This is a genomic window from Streptomyces sp. TLI_053, assembly GCF_900105395.1.
Classification (GTDB): Bacteria; Actinomycetota; Actinomycetes; order Streptomycetales; family Streptomycetaceae; genus Kitasatospora.
Map to the genome: position 1 here is coordinate 2,126,516 of NZ_LT629775.1, position 19,474 is coordinate 2,145,989.

Here is a 19,474-nt window from a genome sequence, read left to right on the forward strand (position 1 = left end):
GCAAATCGTCCCGCCCCGCTGCTGCGGGACGGGACGATCGGCGGTCGGACGCGCGTCAGGCGCGGCCCATCTCCTCGGCGATGGCCGCCGCGAAGGCGTCGATGTCGGCCTCCGTGGTGTCGAACGAACACATCCAGCGGACCTCGCCGGTGTGCTCGTTCCAGAAGTAGAAGCGGTAACGCTTCTGGAGCCGCTCGCTCACCTCGCGGGGGAGGATCGCGAACACCGCGTTCGCCTCGACCGGGCGGACCACGGTCACTCCCTCGATCCCGCGGACCGCGGCCTCCAGTCGGCTTGCCATGGCGTTGGCGTGGCCGGCGTTGCGGAGGTAGAGGTCGCCCGAGAGAAGCGCCTCGAACTGGACCGAGACGAAACGCATCTTCGACGCGAGCTGCATCGAGGTCTTGCGCAGGAACTTGATGTTCCGGACCTTCTCGGGGTTGAGCACGACCACGCACTCGCCCAGCAGCAGGCCGTTCTTCGTACCGCCGAAGGACAGCACGTCGACGCCCACGTCCGTGGTGAAGGCGCGCAGCGGGACGCCGAGCGAGGCGGCGGCGTTGGACAGGCGCGAGCCGTCCACGTGGACCAGCATGCCGAGCTGGTGCGCGTGGTCGACGATCGCCCGGATCTCCTCCACCGTGTAGAGGGTGCCGAGCTCGGTGCTCTGGGTGATCGACACCGCGAGCGGCTGCGCGCGGTGCTCGTCGCCGAAGCCCCAGGCCTGCTGGTCGATGAGCTCGGGGGTGAGCTTGCCGTCGGGAGTGGGGACGGTGAGCAGCTTGATGCCGCCCATCTTCTCCGGCGCGCCGCCCTCGTCCACGTTGATGTGGGCGCTCTCGGCGGCGACCACCGCGCCCCAGCGCGGCAGCAGGGCCTGCAGCGCGACGACGTTGGCGCCGGTCCCGTTGAAGACGGGGTACGCCTCGGCCTGCTCGCCGAAGTGGCGGCGGAAGACGTCCTGCAGGTGGGTGGTGTAGTCGTCCTCACCGTAGGCGACCTGGTGGCCACCGTTGGCGAGGGCTATGGCGGCGAGGATCTCGGGGTGCACGCCGGCGTAGTTGTCGCTGGCGAAGCCGCGGACGGCGGTGTCGTGCCGCCGCTGCGCGTCCGTGTGCCCGGAGAGCTCGGAAAGGTCGGTCATTGGGCTGTCAGCCACAGGTGCTGTCCGTTCAGTTCTTCTGCGGGGCGGTCCCAGAGGCCCGCCAGGTGTGCGGCGAGGTCGGCGGTGTCGGTGAAGCCGGCGAACTTCGCCTCCGGCTTCTCGGCCCGCATCTCGGGACTGACCAACGCCTTGATCACCAGGATCGCAGCCGCGGCGGTGGGCTTGCCGTCCTCGGCGGTGGTCTCCTTGCGGAAGGAGTCCGCCATGGCGAGCGTCCAGGCCTCGGTGGCGGCCTTGGCGGCGGCGTAGGCGGCGCCGCCCGCGGTGGGCTTGTGCGCGGCGGCGGCGGAGATCATCGCGTAGCGCCCGGACTCGCTGCGGACCAGGGCGGGCTGGAACGCCAGCGAGGTGTGCTGGAGGGTGCGCACGACGGTGTCGTGCAGGAAGTCCCAGTCGTCGATCCGGCTGTCGAAGAAGGTCTTGCTGCCGCGCCAGCCGCCGACGAGGTGGAACACGCCGTCGACGTGGCCGTGCTCGGCCTCCAGGTGGTCGGCCCAGTCGTGGACCTCCTGCGGGTCGAGGAGGTCGATGACCTGGCCGCTGACGCGCGCGCCGCGGACGGCGATGCGCACGGAGTCGAGCGCGGACTCCAGGCGCTGGGCGTCGATGTCGGCGCCGATGACGGTGGCGCCGTCGGAGGCGAGGCGGCGCAGCACGGCCTGGCCGGCCGGGCCGCTGGCTCCGGCGACGGCGATGACCTTGCCGGTCAGCGGTCCCTTGGGTGCGGTGGTCACGCGGCGACTCCCTGCAGGCCGGCGCCGGTGATACCGGCGGTCGAGGCGATGACGCCGCCGAGCTTCTTCGAGAGGGCCTCGTAGAACATGCTCAGCGGGAACTCGTCGGGGAGCACAGCGTCGCACAGCGCCTTGTTGAGCGCCTTGCCGTCGGTGGTGCCGAACGGCAGTGCCTCGGTGCCCTTCGCCCAGGTCGAGGCCGGGTGCGGGGTGAGGTAGCGGGAGACCAGCTCGTAGGCGGCGATCCAGTGGGCCGGCTTCGGGCGGTCGATGCCGTCGCGGTAGAGGGTCTCGATCTCGGCGCAGAGGTCGTTGGTGACCTGCGGGGCCCGCTCCCAGTCGATGCTGAGGCGGTTGTCGCGCCAGCGCAGCGCGTCGTGCTTGTGCAGGTAGGCGAAGAGCAGCTGGCCACCCATGCCGTCGTAGTTGCGGACGCGGTCGCCGCTGACCGGGAAGCGGAAGAGACGGTCGAAGAGGATCGCGTACTGGACGTCGCGGGCGTGCACGTTGCCCTCGGTCTCCAGCTTCACCGCCTCCTTGAAGGTGGTGAGGTCGCAGCGGAGCTCCTCCAGGCCGTACATCCAGAACGGGCTGCGCTGCTTGATCATGAAGGGGTCGAACGGCAGGTCGCCGTGGCTGTGGGTCCGGTCGTGGATGAGGTCCCAGAGCACGAAGGTCTGCTGCGAGCGCTCCTGGTCCTGGAGCAGGCTCTCGGCGTCGGCCGGGATCTCCAGGCCGAGCAGCTCGACGGCGTTGGTGGAGACCACGCGGAAGCGGGCGGCCTCGCGGTCGCAGAAGATGCCGCCCCAGGTGAATCGTTCCGGCGCCTTGCGCACGGCCACGGTCTCGGGGAAGAGGACGGCGGAGTTGGTGTCGTAGCCGGCCGTGAAGTCGGTGAAGGTGATCGGCACGAACATCGGGTTGTCGAAGCGGGTCCGCTCCAGCTCGGCCAGCCAGTCGGGCCACACGACGTTCAGCAGGACGGCCTCGAGGTTGCGGTCCGGGTTGCCGTTCTGGGTGTACATCGGGAAGACGACCAGGTGCTGCAGGCCGTCCTCGCGCTGGGTCGCGGGCTGGAAGGCGAGCAGCGAGTCCAGGAAGTCGGGCTCCCGGTAGCCGGTGTCGGCCCACTTGGCCAGGTCCGTGTCGACGGCGGCCAGGTAGGCGGCGTCGTGCGGGAAGAGCGGGGCCAGCTCGGCGACGGCGGTGCGCACGGTCGCGACCAGGGGGTCGACGGTGTGGCGCTGCACGGCGGCCAGGTCGATGGAGCCGTCCTTGGACTGCAGGGGGCGCAGGGTCTCGACGGCGTCCTTCAGTCGCAGCCAGGCCGGGTGCGCGGCGAGGCTCTGGGCCGGGGCGTCGGCCGCCACAGCGACCCTTGGCGAAAGATTCTGCATCGGGGACTCACTTCAACAGGAGGGTTTTCAACGAGACCACCATATGTACGAAAGGTTCTTCTGTTCAAGGGCGGGTTCGACGACGGATCTTTCGTGACCTGCGGTGGAGCACGCGTGACGGGCGCGTGAACAGGCGACGGGATCTTCCGGACGACGTGGGACGAAGCCTCCCAAGGCGACCATGCCGCGCGTGTCCCGGGCCCGCCACCGGGGGAGGTCATCACCCGACCGGTCCGCCTCTTCGTGTCCAGGAGCACCGCCATGCCCCTCCCCCGCACGTCCGCCGCAGCCGCTCTGCTCGCGGGTGCCCTGCTGGCCGCGGTCACCGGCTGCGCCGCCCAGGATCCGGCCTCCGGCGCCGGCCCCTCGGCCCCGGGCGGAGCCGCCGACTGCTCGCCCGGCGCCCTGCCGACCCGGACGGCGGGAACGCTCGCCGTCGGCACCGACAAGCCCGCGTACGAGCCGTGGTTCTCGGAGGACCGGCCGGAGAACGGCAAGGGCTTCGAGTCGGCGGTGGCGTACGCGGTCGCGGCGAAGCTGGGGTACCCGAAGGAGAAGGTGTCCTGGGTGGTCGCACCGTTCGGCCGGGCGACCGCGCCCGGTCCCAAGGACTTCGACTTCGACATCAACCAGGTGTCGATCAGCGCCGAGCGCCGGCAGGCGGTGGACTTCTCCTCCGGCTACTACGACGTGCGGCAGGCGGTGATCGCGCTGAAGAGCTCCGGGGCCGCCTCGGCCAGGAGCCTCGCCGATCTGAAGGGGGTCAAGCTGGGAGCCCAGGTCGGGACGACCAGCCTGGAGGCGATCACCGGCACCCTGCGGCCGTCCACGCCGCCCGCCGTCTTCGACTCCAACGACCTGGCGAAGGCCGCGCTGAGGAACGGTCAGGTCGAGGCGCTGGTGGTGGACCTGCCGACGGCCTTCTACATCACCGGGGCCGAGGTGACCGAGGCCGTGGTGGTCGGTCAGCTGACGGGCGGCGGCACCGGGAGCGGTGGGGGTGAGCAGTTCGGCCTGGTGCTGGACAAGGGCTCCCGGCTGACCGGCTGCGTCTCGGCGGCGGTGGACGCGCTGCGGGCCGACGGCACGCTCGCGCGGCTGGAGCAGGAGTGGCTGTCGGACGCCGTGTCCGCTCCCGTGCTGCGGTGAGCGCGGAAGGCATGAACGCGGAAGACGTGAGCCCGGAAGCTGCGAGCCCGGGGCGGACGGACCGCCCGCCCACGAAGGCCGCCGCCCCGGCGGGCTACCGGCCCTCGGCACGGCGGCTGGCCCGGGAGGCGTTCCGTCGCCGCCAGGCCCGCCGTTCGGCGCTGATCGCCGCCGCCTCGACCCTGCTGACGGCGGTCGTTGTGGTCGCCCTGGTGGTCGGCTCGCCGGGCTGGCCCGCGGTACGGCGCTCGTTCTTCAGCGCCGAGTACGCCCGGCAGGCGCTGCCCGAAGTGCTCAAGGGGCTGCGGATCAATCTGGAGCTGATGGCCGTCTGCGGGGTGCTGATCCTCGTCCTCGGCCTGCTGCTCGCGGTGCTGCGGACGCTGCGCGGGCCGGTCTTCCTGCCGGTGCGGCTGCTGGCCACGATCTACGTGGACTTCTTCCTCGGCCTGCCGATGATCATCTGCCTGCTGGTGATGATCACCGGCGTCCCGGCACTGCGGCTGACCGGGGTCACCACCGACCCGCTGTGGCTCGGCGGCGCCGCCCTGGTGCTGACCTACGCGGCCTACGTCTCCGAGGTCTTCCGGGCCGGGATCGAGTCGGTGCACCCGAGCCAGCTGGCCGCGGCCCGTTCACTGGGGCTCTCGCACGCGCAGGCGATGCGTTTCGTGGTGCTGCCCCAGGCGGTGCGCCGGGTGGTGCCGCCGCTGCTCAACAACCTGGTCAGCCTGCAGAAGGACACCGGGCTGGTGTCGATCGGCGGGGTGATCGACGCGGTCTACGCGGCGAAGATCATCAACGGCCGGTCGTTCAACTCCACCCCGTACCTGGTGGCGGCACTCGTCTTCGTGGCACTGACCGTCCCACTGACCCGGTTCACCGGCTGGCTGACCGCCAGGGCCGACCGCCGGCGCTACGAAGGGGGCCTGTCGTGACCGTGACGGGAGGGACGGCCGGCAGCGAGCCGGTCCTGCGGCTGGAGGCGGTGCGCAAGACCTTCGGCGACGGCCGGGTCGTGCTCGCGGACGTCCACCTGAGTGTGCCCGAGCACTCGGTGACGGCCCTGATCGGCGCCTCCGGCTCCGGCAAGTCGACGCTGCTGCGGTGCGTCAACCTGCTGGAGCGGATCGACGACGGCGCGGTCTTCCTGGACGGCGCCGAGATCACCGACCCGCGCGTGGACGAGGACGCCGTCCGGCGGCGGATCGGCGTGGTGTTCCAGTCCTACAACCTCTTCCCGCACCTGACCGTGCTGGAGAACGTGACGCTCGCCCCGCAGCGGGTGCACGGGGTTCCGCGCGCCGAGGCGGAGCAGCGGGCCGTGGAGCTGCTGGAGCGGCTCGGCCTCGCGGACCGGGCCCGCGCCTACCCGGACCGGCTCTCGGGCGGACAGCAGCAGCGGGTGGCGATCGTCCGGGCGCTGGCCACCGGGCCGCGTCTGCTGCTGCTCGACGAGATCACCGCGGCACTCGATCCGGAGCTGGTCGGCGAGGTGCTGTCGGTGGTGCGGGACCTCAAGGAGCGGGGCATGACGATGCTGCTCGCCACGCACGAGATGGGCTTCGCCCGCGAGGTCGCCGACCGGGTCTGCTTCCTCGACGGTGGGGTGGTGCTCGAACAGGGGCCGCCGGAGCAGGTGTTCGGAGCACCCACGGAGGAGCGGACCCGGCGCTTCCTGAGCCGGGTGATCGCCTCGGGCCGGCTCGCCGGCTGACGCGGGCCCGCCCGGCCCGGGCGTGGACCGCCGCGCGTCCGCCCGGCCCGGGCGGCGCCCGACGCCCGGTCGCACCACGGGGAGCACAACCGTGCGCCCTGCGCGCGCCCTGCTGCGCACGGCGGCGAGCGGTGATCGTGGACGCTACGCCCGTCCGCGCCGCCCTGGAGGCCGCCGTTGCACGGTCCACACCTGGTCAGCTGGCTGCTGGCCGTCCTCACCGCGGCCTCCGGCGGGTACTGCCTCTCCCGGCTCCGCCGGACCCCGTGCACGCCCGCGGCGCCCCCGGCCGTCACCGGCCCCGGCCGACTGCACGCCCACGAGGCCGACCTCGCCGAGGGGCTGATGGGCTTCGGCATGGCCGCCATGGCGATCGCCGGCACGGCCGTTCCGGGCGAGGTGTGGGCCTGGGTGTACGGTCCGCCGACGGTGCTACTGGTGCTGGCGGCCGCCCGCCGGCCCGACCGGCGGGCGCACCGGCTGCACCACGCGGTCGGGGCCCTGGCGATGACCTACATGGCGCTGGTGATGACCGCCGCCCCCGGGCACACCGGGCACCATCCGGCGTCCGGCCCGCCCGCGCTGACCGGCGCCCTGCTCGCCTACTTCGGTGGGTACGCCCTGTGGTCCGGCAGCCGGCTGCTGAGCGGCTCCGGCAGCACGGCGGCGGTGGCCTCGGCCGGACTGCCCCGGGCCTGCCGACTCTCCATGGGCATCGGCATGTTCGCCATGCTCCTGACCATGTGACGGCCGCCCGGCAGCACCGCAGCCCGCCCCGGGTCACCACCCCGCAACGCGTCGGCGGCACCGGCACGCCCCCCGTGACCCGGCCCCGTCCGCCGGGTGTCGTGGCGTTGGTCACTGGGTGACCGAAAGCCGTTCCACCCGGCCCCGGCAGCGCATAGGTTGACCGGAAGCGCACTGTCGCGCTCCGTGCGTCCCCGGGGAGCCCATGCCATGACGGCCCTGCTCGGCCTGCTGCTGCTCGGACTGCTGCTCGCCACCCTCGCCCCCCGGCTGCTGGTCCGGGCGCGCTGGGTGGAGCGGGAACCGGTCCTGGCGCTGCTGGCCTGGCAGTGCCTGGTGGTGGCGGTGCTGCTGTGCTGCGCGCTGGGCCTGGTGCTCGCCGCGATGGCCGCCCTCCCCGATCTGCGCACGGTGCTCTTCGCCTGCGCGCCGACCGGCGTCGAGGCGGCGTACGGGCTGCACAACGCCGAGGGCTGGGGCCGGCTGTGCGCGGCGGTGCTGGCGGCGGGCGGGCTGCAGACGGTGGTCGCGCTGACCCGGGAGATCCGGACCGCGAAGGCGCTGCGGGACCGCCGGCATGCCCAACTGGCCGAGCTCTCACCGCCGTTGCCGGAGTCGATCGAGCCGGCCTCGGGCCTGGGCGCGCGGCCGCGCCGGGAGCGGCTGGTGGTGCTGGAGAACGTCCGCCCGGAGGCGTGGTCGCTGCCCGGGCAGGACTCCCGGCTGGTGGTCACCACCGGCGCCCTCCACCGGCTCACCGCCCGCGAGCTGGAGGCGGTTCTCAGCCACGAGCGCGGCCATGTGCGGGCCCGGCACCACTGGCTGGCCCAGGGCGCGCAGGCACTCGCCTCCGGATTCCCCGGGGTCGGGGTGTTCCGCGCCTTCCGGGACCAGGTGGGCGAGCTGGTGGAGTTGGCGGCGGACGACCGGGCGGCGCGCCGGCACGGGCGCCACACCACGGCACTGGCACTGGCGGGGATCAATCTGGGGCGCGGGGTGTTCGGCGCCTGCCCGCCCGGACAGGCGCAGTCCCCGAAGCGGGTGGACCGGCTGCTGGCGGGGCGGCCGAGGCTCTCCGTGCCGCACCGGCTGCGGCTGACCCTCGCCGCCCTGGCGGTGCCCGCCGCGGTGGTCCTGCTGGCCGTCGCCCCCGGGCTGCTCGCGCTGCGCTGAGACACCCGGGAGCGTCGACCACCACCCCCGCAGTGCAGCGCACTTGACGCCGGCTCGGATTCCGCCCGAACGGCGCCGCCAGGGCCTACGGCTCGTCGGCCAGGGTGAGCGACAGCACCTCGCGGTGCAGCTCGCGGGCCTCGGCGTAGCGCCGGCGGCCCTCCTCCGTGAGCGCGACCTGGATGCCGCGGCGGTCGGCGGCGCACATCGCCCGGGTGACCAGCCCGGCCTTCTCTAGCCGGCCGATCAGCCGGGAGAGGGCGCTCTGGCTGAGGTGCACGGTGGGGGCGAGCTCCTGCACGCGCAGGCTCTTGTCGCCGTTCTCGCAGCCTTCGACGAGGCGTTCCAGCACCTCGAACTCGCTCATGCCCAGGCCGTGCTTCTCGCCCAGCTCGCGGTCGAGCAGACAGGCGGTCCGGGCATGCCGGGCGAGCAGGTCGCGCCACTGGGCGACCAGCCCTGCCTCCTCCGGGGAGTCGAGTTCAGCCACGCCGCCACAGTATCACAGCGTCAACAACTTATGCGTTAACATCTTATTCACTTGCATTGGATGCATGTGCATGTAGTGTTCTGCGCCATGACCACAGCGACCGCCACGACCACCGACGATCCGTCACATGCCGGGGCCCACTGGACCCCCCGGCTCTGGGGCACCCTGATCGTGCTCTGCGCCGCGCTCTTCCTGGACGCCCTGGACATCTCGATGGTCGGCATCGCCCTGCCGTCGATCGGCTCCGAACTGCACCTGTCCACCTCCACCCTCCAGTGGGTGGTCTCCGGCTACGTACTCGGCTACGGCGGCCTGCTGCTGCTCGGCGGCCGCACCGCCGACCTGCTCGGCCGCCGCCGGGTCTTCCTGACCGCGCTCGGCGTCTTCGCCGCCGCCTCCCTGCTCGGCGGCCTGGTCGACGACGGCGGCCTGCTGATCGCCGCCCGCTTCCTCAAGGGCGTCGCGGCCGCGTTCACCGCGCCGGCCGGCCTGTCGATCATCACCACGACCTTCCCCGAGGGCCCGGCCCGCAACCGGGCGCTGTCGATCTACACCACCTGCGGCGCCAGCGGCTTCTCGCTCGGCCTGGTGCTCAGCGGCCTGCTGACGGCCGTCGGCTGGCGCTGGACCTTCCTGATGCCCGTCCCGATCGCGCTGCTGGCCCTGGTCTTCGCCGTCCGGCTGCTCCCCCGCCCGACCGAGGAGAAGGTCACCGGCCGCTACGACGTGCTCGGCGCGATCACCGGCACCACCGCGGTGCTGCTGCTGGTGTTCACCGTCACCGAGGCGCAGGGTGCGGGCTGGCTGAGCCTGCGCACCCTGGGCTCGCTGGCCGTCGTGGCACTGCTGGCGGCAGCGTTCCTGGTGGTCGAGAGCCGGACCGCGCACCCGCTGGTGCGGCTCGGCATCTTCCGCAACGGCTCGGTCGCCCGGGCCAATGTGATCGCCTTCGCGATGACCGGCGCGTACGGCGGCTTCCAGTTCGTCGTCACCCTCTACCTGCAGGACCTGCTCGGCTGGTCGGCCCTGACGATGGCGCTCGGACTGCTCCCGGCCGGCGCGATGATCGCGCTCTCGGCGCCGTTCATGGGCCCGGTGGTGGACCGCTTCGGCACCGGCCGGCTGCTGCCGATCGGCCTGCTGGCCCTGGTCGGCGCGTTCGCCCTGTTCCTGCGGCTGGACGCGCACAGCTCGTACCCGGTACTGGTGCTGCCCTCGATCGTCCTGCTCGGCATCGGCTTCGCGCTCGCGTTCCCCTCGGTGAACATCGCCGCCACCGACGGGGTGGCGGACGAGGAGCAGGGTCTCGCCTCGGGCCTGGTGAACACCGCGATCCAGGTGGGCACCGCGGTGGTCCTGGCGGGCGCCACCGCGATCATCACCGCCGGCAGCAACGGCGGCACCGGCGCCGAGGCGCAGCTGGACGGTTACCGGCCGGCCCTGCTGTTCGTCACCGGGGTCGCGCTGGTCGGCCTGGTGATCGCCGTGGCGGGTGCCGTGCTCGACCGGCGGAAGAAGGCAATCACCCTGTCGATACCGGACTATGATTATCCGTCAGTAGGCCAGAAGGATCTGGCCGGGCGCCGCGACGAGATCCTCAGCAAGAGCTGAGCGGCGGCAGAGGTTCCGCGTCGTCCGGATCCACCCTTCGCCGTCGGGCTGGGCGCCGGCTCTACCAAACCCCCGTGTTGGTAGGGCCGGCGCCTCCGTACGGGCCGACCCCGGACCGCCCGGCCGAATGCCGGCCGCCGGGGTTCGGTCGCCGGCCCGGCCAGTATATTGGCCGCCAGCCAACGAACGTACGGAGCAGACACGATGGCACCTCGCGGGGATTCGGTCAATGAGGAGATGCGCCAGCGCTCCCGGCGCCGCATCATGCGGGCCACCGTCGAGCTGGTCGACCAGCGCGGATACGCCGGCACCACGCTGACCGACATCGCCGAGCGGGCCGGGCTCGCACGCGGACTGCTCTCCTACTACTTCGACGGCAAACGACTGCTGATGCAGTCGGCCACCCACCGGATGATGCACCAGGCGCTCTCCACCGCCCTGGACGAGCTGGCGCCGGACGCCGGCCCCGAGGACCGGCTGGCCCGGGCCATCGACGCGGTGCTGAGCCTGGCCATGGACCACCCGCGGGTGATGCGCTCGCACCTCGCCCTGATCCTGGACCCGGACACCGGCGCCTTCGTCCAGGACCCGGAGCAGCAGCGGCTCGGGGCGATCCTCCAGGGACTGCTGCGCGACTGGGGCGCACCCGACCCGCCGGCCGAGCACGCGGTCCTGCGCAGCGCGCTGATGGGCGGCTGCATAGGCGTGCTGCTGCCCGGAGCGGAGGTCCCGCTCGCCCCGATCCGCGCCGACCTGTTCCGGCGCTACGACCTGCCCTGGCACCTGGGCCGCCCGCCGCAGCCGCTCCCGCCGGAACGGGAACGGCCGCCGGCCCGCGGCTGAACCGCGGCGGCCGGCGGCCGCTGTGCCCGTCCGGGTCCGGTTCCGGCGCCCCGCGGGCGGCGGTCCCGTCCGGACTCAGCGCTCCTTCAGGATCGAGGCCAGCAGGTCGATGGTGCGCTCGGGCGTGAGGCTGTCCACGCAGAGCCGCTCCATGACCTGGATGTAGGCGTCGACGTCGTCGCGCTTGTCCAGGTACAACGCGCTGGTCAGCTGCTCCAGGTACACCACGTCCGCGAGGTCCTGCTCGGGGAAGCGCAGGATGGTGAACGCACCGGACTCACCGGCGTGCGCACCGAAGCGGAACGGCATGACCTGGATGACCACGTTGGCCTGCTCGGCGGCGTCGATCAGGTACTGGACCTGGCCGCGCATCACCTTGGGGCCGCCGACCGGACGGCGCAGCGCGGCCTCGTCGATGACCGCCCAGAGCCGCGGGCTGCCGCCCTCGGTGAGCAGCTTCTGACGACGCATGCGCAGGCTGACCCGGCGCTCGACCTCCTCCTCGCTGATCACCGGCCGACTCTGGCCGAAAACCGCCCGTGCGTACTCCTCGGACTGCAGCAGGCCGGGGACGAACTGGACTTCGTAGGTGCGGATCAGTGCAGCGGCCTCCTCGAGGCCGACATAGGTCTGGAACCAACCCGGCAGGACGTCGTTGAAGCTGTGCCACCAGCCCGACTTGTTGGCCTCACGGACCAGGCCGAGGAGCGCCTCGCGCTCGAGGCCGTCGTCCACGCCGTAGAGGCTGAGCAGGTCGGCGACGTCACGTTCCTTGAAGCTGACCCGGCCGAGTTCCATGCGGCTGATCTTGGACTCGGAAGCCCGGATCGCGTAGCCCGCGTCCTCGCGGGTGATGCCGCGCGTCTCGCGGAGCCGGCGCAGCTGGGAGCCGAGGAGGATCCGGCGGACCATCGAGCCGCCGCCCGGCTGAACTGTGGTCATGCGGTCCTAACCTCCACCTAGGGCAAACAGCGCACAGTCTGCCATCAGTTGAGCGCTCACGGTGCCGATACTGACGGATGTTCCTATCAGTTCTGCACTCCGCACACCAGGATGCACGTGCATCCGGCGCTTGCATATGCCATTTGAACGACTGCACGTGAATCGGCTCTTGCATCTGTAGTGAGCGCAGAGCACGATGGTGCACGTGCACCTGCACATCCCTGGCAATCCCGCGGGCTCCGCGTCGACCCCACGCGCGATTCCGTGCACCGGCCCGGTAGCGCCCCCGCGCCTCCGGGCCCTCGTGCGCGCGCGCCTGGTCGAGGGGCGGCCGCGCGGCCGAGCGAGTCGGAGGTGACCGGCATGACCCCGGCGGGTCCAGCCGTGTCCGCCCCCTTATGGGAGGAGCTCTTCATGAGCACCGGAACGGCTTTGGCAGTCGACCCCCATGTGGTCACGTGTACGCTCGCTCCCCGCTACGAAGCCGTCAGAACCGCGCGCGACTTCGCCAGGACCGCCCTGCAGCGCTGGGGCCTGGGCGAGCTCTTCGACGACGTCGCGCTGGTGGCCTCGGAGCTGGTGACCAACGCGTTGCGGCACGCGATCGGCGCGTGCCCGACCACGACGGACGACCACGACTCTCCCACGCAGCCGACGCCCGAGGGCAGGCTGCCGATCCGAATAAGCCTGGTGCACCGCGCGCCGCAGGTGGTCTGCGCGGTGAGCGACCCCAGCAGCCTGGGCCCGGTGGCCCGGGAGGCGGACTTCGTGGCCGAGTCCGGCCGCGGACTGCACCTGGTGGACTCCTTCAGCCGCTCCTGGGGCTGGCACCCGCTGGGCGGCGGCAAGGTCGTCTGGGCGCTGTTCGAGGCCGAGGAGAACCTGCGAGCGGCCCCCCTGGCCGAGTTCGGCGGACGGCACCGGCGCTCGGCCTGACTCCGCGTCCGCGAACAGCCGCGCCGGGAACACCGCACCGCGGCCGGCCACTTCCTCCGGCGACCACTCCACCCCGGCAACGGCGATCGGCGGCCCTCGGGCAGCGGGCACCGGCAGCCTCCCGGCGGTGGCGGCCCTCCGGTGCGCGTCACTCCGGTCCGCGTGCGGCGGCTCGGCAGAGCGACCGAGCCGGACGGCGAACACAGGAACACGGAAGCGCCGAACGCAGGACCGCCGGACACGGAACCGCCGAACGCACGGCGGCCGGGCGCACGGCCGGCGAACACGGGCCCGACCGCGAAGGCGGGCACCCCTCCGCCCGGGATCCTCGGGACCCGACGAGCGGGACGAGGCGGACGAACCGGCAAGAAGGCCGGAAAAGACAAAGGCCGTCGTGGTGTCAGCACCCACGACGGCCCCCCGATGGTGAAGCCGGCGACCGGTCAGACCGCCAGGTGGTCGAACTCCCCGTCCTTGGCCCCCAGCAGCAGTGCGGCGATCTCGGCCCGGGTGTAGATCAGCGCCGGACCGTCCGGGAAGCGCGAGTTGCGCATCGCCACCTCGCCCCCCGGAAGGGCGGCGAATTCGACGCAGTTCCCCTGAGAGTTGCTGTGCAGGCTCTTCTGCCAGACCACGCCTTCGAGGTCCGCAGCGGCCATCCCGTTGTACGTGTCGTACGTGTCGTGCGAGTCGTGCATAGAAATCTCCCGAAGAGCTCCGGAGTGGGTCGTCCAGCTCGGCGCCCCGGCCCCGGCCGTACGACCGGGCCGGCCCCGTACCGGCCCGGCACAACGCCTCACTTGACGCGATGATAGCTCCAGTGCACGTGCATCAGCACGGGACATTGCAGGTGCACGGCCTTTTTGACACCGAACCGGAACTCTTCACAAAGAGCCCCCCCGGCGGTATATAAGCGGACATAGTCGACCGAATCGACAAGTTCCCGCTAACCGCCCGTAGGCGACCCCCCGCTGAATGTTGATCTTCCGACGCCAGGAGTCGCACTTCAGTGACGCTCCGTCAGGCCGGTCGTATGCTGTGAGACATCTCACGCGCCACTCCGGCAACGAAAGCCCCGTTCCGCCGCATCTGCGCGGGTACCGGGACAACTGCCGCCCGGGGGCCGGTTATGTCCGGTTTTCGTAGCGGTGGTCCCACCCGGTACGGCAGCCGAATGCGGGCCGGGCGGGCCGATGTCCTACGATCTCCGCCATGAGCACCGCAGCCATCCCGGGCGCGCCACTGCCCGTCCGCACTCCAGGCTCCCGTGCGCGGGGGCGCCACCGCCGTCCCGAGCGCCCCGAGATCCCGGCCGGTTCCCCGGCCCTGCTGCTCGCCGTGCCCGCGGCCGCCGGACCGGAATCCAGGTCCGTGGTCGAGGAGCTGCTGTCGATCGTCCGCAGCGAGCAGAACGGCGTGCTGACCGCCGCCGGGTACCTGCCGGCCGACGGGACCGAGGGCCAGCACGCCGACGGCCGGCAGACCGGCGGGACCACGGCCGAGCGCACCGTCGCCGAACTCCTGACCGAGGCGGCCGAGGCCGGCCTTCCGACGCCCGTCGTGGTGCCGCTGGTGCCCGGGCCGCACGACTTCCTCCCCGAACTGCACGCCCTCGCCGCCGAGTACGGCGCCCAGGTCACCGACACCCTGGGCCCGCACCCGCTGCTCGCCGAGGCGGTCCACGTCCGCCTCTCCGAGGCCGGCCTGGCCCGGGCCGACCGCGCCCGCCTGTTCGCCATCGCGACCGCCGCCGACGGCGTGGTGCTCACCACCGTCGGTGGACAGCCCGCGGCCGACGCGGCCGGCATCACCGGCATGCTGCTGGCCGCCCGGCTCGCCGTCCCGGTCGTCGCCGCCGCGCTGGACATCCCCGGCTCGGTCGCCGAGGCCGTCGCCCACCTCAAGGAGATGGGTGCCCAGAACCCGGCCCTGGCCCCGCTGGTGATCGGCCCCGAGGCGGACGCCGAGCTGCTCGCCGCGGCCGCCGAGGAGTCCGGCTGCCCGTCGGCCGCGCCGCTGGGCGCCTACCAGGCGGTGGGCCAGCTGGTCGCCTCCACCTACCTGGCCGCGCTGCCGGCCGTCGCCCCCGAGCTCGGGGCCGACGAGGCCGAGGACGCCGACGAGACCGGCCCCCGCGGCGCCGGACGGCACGCCGCCCAGTAGCGGACACCGCGTGGGCGGGCCCGGAACGGCACCTCCGTTCCGGGCCCGCCGCGTCCCCGCCGACGGCACCCGGCGGCGGCGCGGAACCGTCACCGCCCCACCCGGGTGGTGGGCGCGGCCGCGTCCTTCAGCCGGATTTCCGGCACCTGCACCGGCCGGGACTGACCGGCCAGGGTCGGAACCGACGCGGCGACCGCGTTCCACTGCGGCCGGTCGGTGCCCTCCTCGCCCGCCCGGCGGACCTGGAGCACCTCGGTCGTTCCGGCCCGGCGCAGCAGGATGTTCTTGGGCGCCCCGGCCTCCGGGTCCAGCCAGAGCTCGTTGCCGCCGAACTCGCAGTCCAGCACCAGCACGTCGTCCGGTTTTCCGTCGGCCCCGGCCCGGAAGGCGATCCCGGCCCTGCGGTAGCCGGTGAACCGGCTGCGGCTGAAGGTGACCGACTCCCCGGCGAGTTCGTGCCGGGCGGTGGAGACCGCGAAGTCGCTGCGCCCGGCGGCGTCGATCAGCAGCCCGTCGAAGGTGCTGCCCCGGTCCCGGCCGAGCGCGTGCAGCGCCACTCCCCCGCCCGCGTTGCCGTACAGCACGCTCGCGGTGTAGTCGAAGTCGTTGAGGTAGGCGCCGTGCTCGATGCCCCAGCCGCCGTTGTGGTAGGCGGCGAACTCGGTGACCACGTGGTGCCGCTGCGCGTTGAGCCAGACGAAGATGCCGTCCTGCAGGTTGTTGTGGGCCAGGCAGCGCTGGAAGGTCCAGACGCCCTCGCTGTTCTCCGGCCACTCGAAGCCGGAGGCGCCGGTGGCGCCCTGCACGCCGACGGCGACGCAGTCCACGGCCTTGCCCCCGGTGCCCGCGCCGAGGTTGAAGCCGGTCAGCCGGTACGCCCGGGGGTTGGGTTCGAGCAGGGTGCGGGAGGCGACGCAGGACTCGTAGACGATGTCGTCGGAGGGCTGCTGGGGAGTGCGGGTGTCCAGCGGGCCGTCCCACCAGTAGGCGTCCTCCCAGGTCTCGTGGCTGACGCAGCCGCGGAAGGTGATGCCGTGGCTGGCGTGCGGCACGAACGCGTGGCTGCCCGCGTCGCGGACGACCACGCCCTCGACCACGGTGCCCCGGGAGGCGTCGCCGAGCCGGTGGAAGTGCAGCCCGTACCGGCCGAGCACCGGCGCGGTGACGGGCGCGGTGCCGTTGGGGCCCCGCCAGGTCTCCTTGGTGTCGGCGCGCGGCCCGACCCAGCGCAGCGCGGTGTGCCGGACGTCGGCCCGGCGGGTGCTGGTGAGGTGGACGTGGGCGCGGCCCCCGGCGCTGCCCTCGACCCGGACGCTGCGGGTGAGGTTGAGCAGTTCGGCGCCGACGGTGACGCCCCCTCCGGCGGCCACCCTGGGGTGCGGGTACTTGAGCGGGGTGGTGAGGGTGACGGTGGTTCCGCTGACGGACCGGACGGTGACCAGGTCGTAGGCGGCGGCGAAGCCGTCCTGGTCCGGCGGACCGGTCGGGGTGACGGCCAGTTCGTCGCCGGGGAGCCAGCCCGCGGGCGGAGCGGCCAGGTTGACGACGGTGTCGCCGGCCCTGAGCTCGCGCTCGGCGCGGACCCAGGCGGTCTTGGCGGCGCCGTCGAGCCGCAGGTAGCCGGCGCCGGTGACCCAGAGGCCGACGTCGGTGTCCACCACTTTCATACCGTCACCCTGGAAGCGCTTCTCGTCGACGGCGGGGAAGCGGAGGGTGTGGACCCGGTCGCCGTCGGGGGCGAGGGCGAGCGTGCCGCGGATCTCGACGTTGCCCGCGGCGGCGAGGGTGAGGGTGCGGTCGGCGGCGAAGGTGAGGCTGCCGCCCGGCTCGACCAGCAGGGAGCCGACCTCGGCGTCGGTGTCGAGCAGGACCTTGTCGGTGATCCGGACGGCACTGCGCGGTCCGGGCGGACCACCGCCCCAGCCGGCCCGGTCGGACCAGCGGCGGCCGCCCTGGTCGACGGTGGGCGCGGGGGCGGGCTGCTCGGGGGGCCCGGTGCCCGGGGCGGCGCCGGCGCCCGGCGAGGCGGCGCCGTGGCCGCCGTCCTGGCCCATCGGGGCGGCCGCCCCGGGCGGGTCGGTGCCGACGACGGCGGCCGGGGTCACCAACCGGGTCTCGCCGGTCAGGGAGCGGCGCAGGACCTCCTCGCCGCTGATCGCCGCGAAGGCGGTGCCGACGGCCAGCCAGCGCAGTAAAGCGCGGCGACTTACGGGAGTTCGGGGTGGTTCGGGCGGGATGTCCGCTCTGCGATGTTTTGCCCTGCGGTGCGCTCCACGTGACCTGGCGGCCGGACGGGCGGCGTCCGGCTCCTCGTCGATGCCCATCGGTGCGTAGCCCTCCCCCCGGGCGGCTGCGTCGGCGTCGGCATGGTGCCGACGCTCTGAAGCATAGGCAGTTGTGTTGGCCATGACGGGCGTTGCCGGAAATCGGTCATTTCTGATCATGAAGGACAGCGGTTCAGCACGGCTTTCGCAAACTGTGACGGTCATCACACATGTTTGCGGTTTGAAGCCGCCTCTGCTTAACGTGCTCCCCGTTCGTGGCCACACGGACCCAGCCCGTCCGCGACGCCGAGTCCTGCCGTCGGGCGTGCTGGCAGCGCAATGCATCACGGCAGGAGCGGGGGAACCACAGGTAGTTCGCCCAGGACCGGTCCACGGACCGGACCCGGGCTAGGGGTGAAGCCGCGTCCACAGCGCGGCCGGGCTACTCCGGCCCGAATCCGACAGCTCACCTCGCAGGCGTGGGAGAGGACCACGTCTTCATGCTGCCCACCAACGGCACCCGTCTGTCCGGCCGCACCCGTCGCGCGATCGCCGCCCTCGGCGTCGCGGGCATCGGCCTCACCGTCCCCTGCCTCACCGCCGGCACGGCCTCGGCCGCCTCCGTCGCCACCTGGGACAAGGTCGCCCAGTGCGAGAGCACCGGCAACTGGAGCATCAACACCGGCAACGGCTTCTACGGCGGCCTCCAGTTCACCAACTCCACCTGGGCCGAGTTCGGCGGTACCTCCTTCGCCGCCCGCGCCGACCTCGCCACCAAGGACCAGCAGATCGCGATCGCCGAGAAGGTGCTCGCCGTGCAGGGCCCCGGCGCCTGGCCGGTCTGCTCGGTCCAGGCCGGTCTGACCAAGGGCGGCACCCCCGCCGCCGTGGACACCTCGGCCACCGCCGCACCGGCCGCCAAGACCCCGGCCCCGGCCGCCAAGCCCGCCGAGAAGCCGGCCGCCAAGCCCGCGAACCCGGCCCCGGCCGCCGACGACGCCGCCCAGCAGCGCACCGGCGCCCAGGACTGGCAGGAGTGGCACCGCCAGGCGGGCCAGGAGGCCTCCGCGGACTACACCGTGGTCGCCGGCGACTGGCTGTCCTCCATCGCCGACAAGAACAACGTCCAGGGCGGCTGGGAGCGGCTGTACGAGCTCAACCGCGCCACCCTGTCCGAGGGCCCGCACAGCATCTACCCGGGCCAGCACCTGACCCTCGGCGACCGCGCCGAGGCGAAGGCCCCGGCCGCCGACCGGTCCGGCCAGGGCTTCGACTGGTTCAACCGCGCCAAGGACGCGCAGAACGGCTCCGGGACCGCTGCCAAGCCCGCCGCCCAGCCGGCCGCGAAGGCCGAGACCCCGGCCCCCGCCCCGGCCGCCACCGGCAGCATGGCCGCCGCCGTCTCCTTCGCCCAGTCGAAGGTCGGCCAGGCCTACGTCTACGGCGGCACCGGCAACGGCGGCTGGGACTGCTCCGGCCTGACCCAGGCCGCGCTGCGCGCCGCGGGCGTCTCCGTCCCGCGCGTCGCCGCCGACCAGGCCGCCGCGTCCACGCACGTCTCGCTGGACTCGCTCAAGGCGGGCGACCTGCTGTTCTGGTCCAACAACGGCCAGGACTCCGGTGTCTACCACGTCGCCCTCTACATCGGCGACGGCAAGTACGTCGAGGCCGCCAACCCGAGCTCGGGCGTGCGGGTCCAGACCGTCGCCAACTGGGCGCCGGACTTCGCCGGCCGGGTCTGATCCGGCAGTGCGCCCCGGCCCCGGGGGAGTCGTCGCTCCTCTCCCCGGGGCCGGGGCGTGCCCGCGCACGGCACCGGCGCGGTCACGGTTCCCGGACAGCCATGGTCAGGGACGCGCCCCGGCGGGCATGCTGCTGCTCTGCACCCGAGGAGGAGTCACCATGGCCCAGGTCACCGTCACGCTCGACGCCAATCTCGCCATCGACGCGATGATGCTGTCCGGCACCAAGAGCCCGCAGGACGCCGTCGAACTGATCCTCCGTGACTTCCTGGAGCGGGGCCGGCGCACCGGGGCCCGTACCGGCGACGCCGCCGACGGGCACCGGGTGAGCCAGGACCGGCCCACCGTCCAGGAGGGCTGAGCGGAACGCCGAGGGGCCCGGGAGCTGTTGCTCCCGGGCC

General features: G+C 72.9%; 18 protein-coding genes and 1 riboswitch. Of the genes, 11 read left to right on the forward strand and 7 right to left on the reverse strand.

All coding sequences use genetic code 11. The features are described from left to right. Positions 1 to 55 precede the first annotated feature (55 nt). From BLU95_RS08315 to BLU95_RS08325, 3 genes are read right to left on the reverse strand one after another with little or no spacing between them, the layout of a single operon-like run. Positions 56 to 1,144, reverse strand: a complete 1,089-nt coding sequence (locus tag BLU95_RS08315; protein ID WP_093859424.1) for a threonine aldolase family protein — start codon at positions 1,142 to 1,144, stop codon at positions 56 to 58. Then, positions 1,141 to 1,899: an SDR family oxidoreductase gene (locus tag BLU95_RS08320; RefSeq protein ID WP_093859425.1), complete on the reverse strand. Its 759-nt coding sequence runs from the start codon at positions 1,897 to 1,899 to the stop codon at positions 1,141 to 1,143. Before BLU95_RS08320 ends, BLU95_RS08315 begins: the two co-directional genes overlap by 4 nt. Next, complete coding sequence (locus BLU95_RS08325) at positions 1,896 to 3,296, reverse strand: DUF6421 family protein (RefSeq protein ID WP_093859426.1); 1,401 nt, start codon at positions 3,294 to 3,296, stop codon at positions 1,896 to 1,898. The genes BLU95_RS08320 and BLU95_RS08325 overlap by 4 nt, the downstream gene beginning before the upstream one ends. A 261-nt stretch (positions 3,297 to 3,557) precedes the next feature. Between BLU95_RS08325 and BLU95_RS08330 the strand changes: the two genes are divergently transcribed. The 5 genes from BLU95_RS08330 to BLU95_RS08350 all read left to right on the forward strand — a co-directional run bounded on the left by BLU95_RS08330 (position 3,558) and on the right by BLU95_RS08350 (position 8,082). After that, positions 3,558 to 4,445: an ABC transporter substrate-binding protein gene (locus BLU95_RS08330; RefSeq protein WP_093859427.1), complete on the forward strand. Its 888-nt coding sequence runs from the start codon at positions 3,558 to 3,560 to the stop codon at positions 4,443 to 4,445. 11 nt (positions 4,446 to 4,456) lie between these two features. After that, a complete protein-coding gene (locus tag BLU95_RS08335) occupies positions 4,457 to 5,383 on the forward strand; it encodes an amino acid ABC transporter permease (protein ID WP_093859428.1) in 927 nt (308 codons plus the stop codon). After that, positions 5,380 to 6,162 carry an amino acid ABC transporter ATP-binding protein gene (locus tag BLU95_RS08340; protein WP_286158620.1) on the forward strand — a complete coding sequence of 261 codons (783 nt, stop codon included), beginning with the start codon at positions 5,380 to 5,382 and terminating at the stop codon, positions 6,160 to 6,162. The genes BLU95_RS08335 and BLU95_RS08340 overlap by 4 nt, the downstream gene beginning before the upstream one ends. 177 nt (positions 6,163 to 6,339) lie before the next feature. Next, a complete protein-coding gene (locus BLU95_RS08345; protein ID WP_093859429.1) occupies positions 6,340 to 6,909 on the forward strand; it encodes a DUF5134 domain-containing protein in 570 nt (189 codons plus the stop codon). 210 nt (positions 6,910 to 7,119) lie between these two features. Then, the gene (locus BLU95_RS08350; protein WP_093859430.1) at positions 7,120 to 8,082 is read left to right on the forward strand and encodes a M56 family metallopeptidase; all 963 of its coding nucleotides are present in this window, start codon (positions 7,120 to 7,122) and stop codon (positions 8,080 to 8,082) included. 85 nt (positions 8,083 to 8,167) lie between these two features. On the opposite strand, the gene BLU95_RS08355 is transcribed toward BLU95_RS08350, so the two are convergent. Further along, positions 8,168 to 8,572: a MarR family winged helix-turn-helix transcriptional regulator gene (locus BLU95_RS08355; RefSeq protein ID WP_093859431.1), complete on the reverse strand. Its 405-nt coding sequence runs from the start codon at positions 8,570 to 8,572 to the stop codon at positions 8,168 to 8,170. A gap of 87 nt (positions 8,573 to 8,659) precedes the next feature. On the opposite strand from BLU95_RS08355, the gene BLU95_RS08360 reads away from it, so the two are divergent. Both BLU95_RS08360 and BLU95_RS08365 read left to right on the forward strand, forming a co-directional pair. Next, positions 8,660 to 10,183, forward strand: coding sequence for an MFS transporter (locus BLU95_RS08360; RefSeq protein WP_197698732.1), 1,524 nt, complete (start codon positions 8,660 to 8,662; stop codon positions 10,181 to 10,183). Between the two features lie 237 nt (positions 10,184 to 10,420). Further along, entirely contained in the window at positions 10,421 to 11,026 is a 606-nt protein-coding gene (locus BLU95_RS08365) for a TetR/AcrR family transcriptional regulator (RefSeq protein WP_231978408.1), read from the forward strand. Between the two features lie 75 nt (positions 11,027 to 11,101). Here BLU95_RS08365 and BLU95_RS08370 read toward each other — a convergent pair whose 3' ends face one another. Continuing rightward, the gene (locus BLU95_RS08370; RefSeq protein ID WP_030392216.1) at positions 11,102 to 11,968 is read right to left on the reverse strand and encodes a Sco1979 family transcriptional regulator; all 867 of its coding nucleotides are present in this window, start codon (positions 11,966 to 11,968) and stop codon (positions 11,102 to 11,104) included. 414 nt (positions 11,969 to 12,382) lie between these two features. On the opposite strand from BLU95_RS08370, the gene BLU95_RS08375 reads away from it, so the two are divergent. Further along, entirely contained in the window at positions 12,383 to 12,904 is a 522-nt protein-coding gene (locus tag BLU95_RS08375; RefSeq protein ID WP_231978410.1) for an ATP-binding protein, read from the forward strand. A gap of 443 nt (positions 12,905 to 13,347) precedes the next feature. On the opposite strand, the gene BLU95_RS08380 is transcribed toward BLU95_RS08375, so the two are convergent. Then, the gene (locus BLU95_RS08380; protein ID WP_030392214.1) at positions 13,348 to 13,602 is read right to left on the reverse strand and encodes a DUF397 domain-containing protein; all 255 of its coding nucleotides are present in this window, start codon (positions 13,600 to 13,602) and stop codon (positions 13,348 to 13,350) included. A 514-nt stretch (positions 13,603 to 14,116) separates the two neighbouring features. Between BLU95_RS08380 and BLU95_RS08385 the strand changes: the two genes are divergently transcribed. Further along, positions 14,117 to 15,067 (forward strand): hypothetical protein, encoded by a 951-nt coding sequence (locus BLU95_RS08385; RefSeq protein WP_231978411.1) that lies wholly within the window; start codon positions 14,117 to 14,119, stop codon positions 15,065 to 15,067. An 89-nt stretch (positions 15,068 to 15,156) separates the two neighbouring features. Here the strand turns inward: BLU95_RS08385 and BLU95_RS08390 are convergent, their stop codons facing one another. Beyond that, positions 15,157 to 17,391 carry a hypothetical protein gene (locus BLU95_RS08390; RefSeq protein ID WP_159424824.1) on the reverse strand — a complete coding sequence of 745 codons (2,235 nt, stop codon included), beginning with the start codon at positions 17,389 to 17,391 and terminating at the stop codon, positions 15,157 to 15,159. Between the two features lie 265 nt (positions 17,392 to 17,656). Continuing rightward, positions 17,657 to 17,824, forward strand: a riboswitch (cyclic di-AMP (ydaO/yuaA leader). Here BLU95_RS08390 and BLU95_RS44995 point away from each other — a divergent pair. Then, positions 17,811 to 19,073: a transglycosylase family protein gene (locus tag BLU95_RS44995; RefSeq protein ID WP_159424825.1), complete on the forward strand. Its 1,263-nt coding sequence runs from the start codon at positions 17,811 to 17,813 to the stop codon at positions 19,071 to 19,073. Its footprint overlaps the riboswitch before it by 14 nt. A gap of 160 nt (positions 19,074 to 19,233) precedes the next feature. Further along, on the forward strand, positions 19,234 to 19,434 hold the full coding sequence (locus tag BLU95_RS08400; RefSeq protein WP_093859437.1) for a hypothetical protein: 201 nt from the start codon (positions 19,234 to 19,236) through the stop codon (positions 19,432 to 19,434). Positions 19,435 to 19,474: the final 40 nt, after the last annotated feature.

Excerpts from the sequence above, each read along its gene's own strand:
- BLU95_RS08370 (WP_030392216.1), bottom strand. The coding sequence starts at position 11,968 with ATGACCACAGTTCAGCCGGGCGGCGGCTCGATGGTCCGCCGGATCCTC.
- BLU95_RS08315 (WP_093859424.1), bottom strand. The coding sequence starts at position 1,144 with ATGACCGACCTTTCCGAGCTCTCCGGGCACACGGACGCGCAGCGGCGG.
- BLU95_RS08325 (WP_093859426.1), bottom strand. The coding sequence starts at position 3,296 with ATGCAGAATCTTTCGCCAAGGGTCGCTGTGGCGGCCGACGCCCCGGCC.
- BLU95_RS08350 (WP_093859430.1), top strand. The coding sequence starts at position 7,120 with ATGACGGCCCTGCTCGGCCTGCTGCTGCTCGGACTGCTGCTCGCCACC.
- BLU95_RS08400 (WP_093859437.1), top strand. The coding sequence starts at position 19,234 with ATGGCCCAGGTCACCGTCACGCTCGACGCCAATCTCGCCATCGACGCG.
- BLU95_RS08360 (WP_197698732.1), top strand. The coding sequence starts at position 8,660 with ATGACCACAGCGACCGCCACGACCACCGACGATCCGTCACATGCCGGG.
- BLU95_RS08330 (WP_093859427.1), top strand. The coding sequence starts at position 3,558 with ATGCCCCTCCCCCGCACGTCCGCCGCAGCCGCTCTGCTCGCGGGTGCC.
- BLU95_RS08380 (WP_030392214.1), bottom strand. The coding sequence starts at position 13,602 with ATGCACGACTCGCACGACACGTACGACACGTACAACGGGATGGCCGCT.
- BLU95_RS08365 (WP_231978408.1), top strand. The coding sequence starts at position 10,421 with ATGCGCCAGCGCTCCCGGCGCCGCATCATGCGGGCCACCGTCGAGCTG.
- BLU95_RS08385 (WP_231978411.1), top strand. The coding sequence starts at position 14,117 with ATGAGCACCGCAGCCATCCCGGGCGCGCCACTGCCCGTCCGCACTCCA.
- BLU95_RS08375 (WP_231978410.1), top strand. The coding sequence starts at position 12,383 with ATGAGCACCGGAACGGCTTTGGCAGTCGACCCCCATGTGGTCACGTGT.
- BLU95_RS08390 (WP_159424824.1), bottom strand. The coding sequence starts at position 17,391 with ATGGGCATCGACGAGGAGCCGGACGCCGCCCGTCCGGCCGCCAGGTCA.
- BLU95_RS08335 (WP_093859428.1), top strand. The coding sequence starts at position 4,457 with ATGAACGCGGAAGACGTGAGCCCGGAAGCTGCGAGCCCGGGGCGGACG.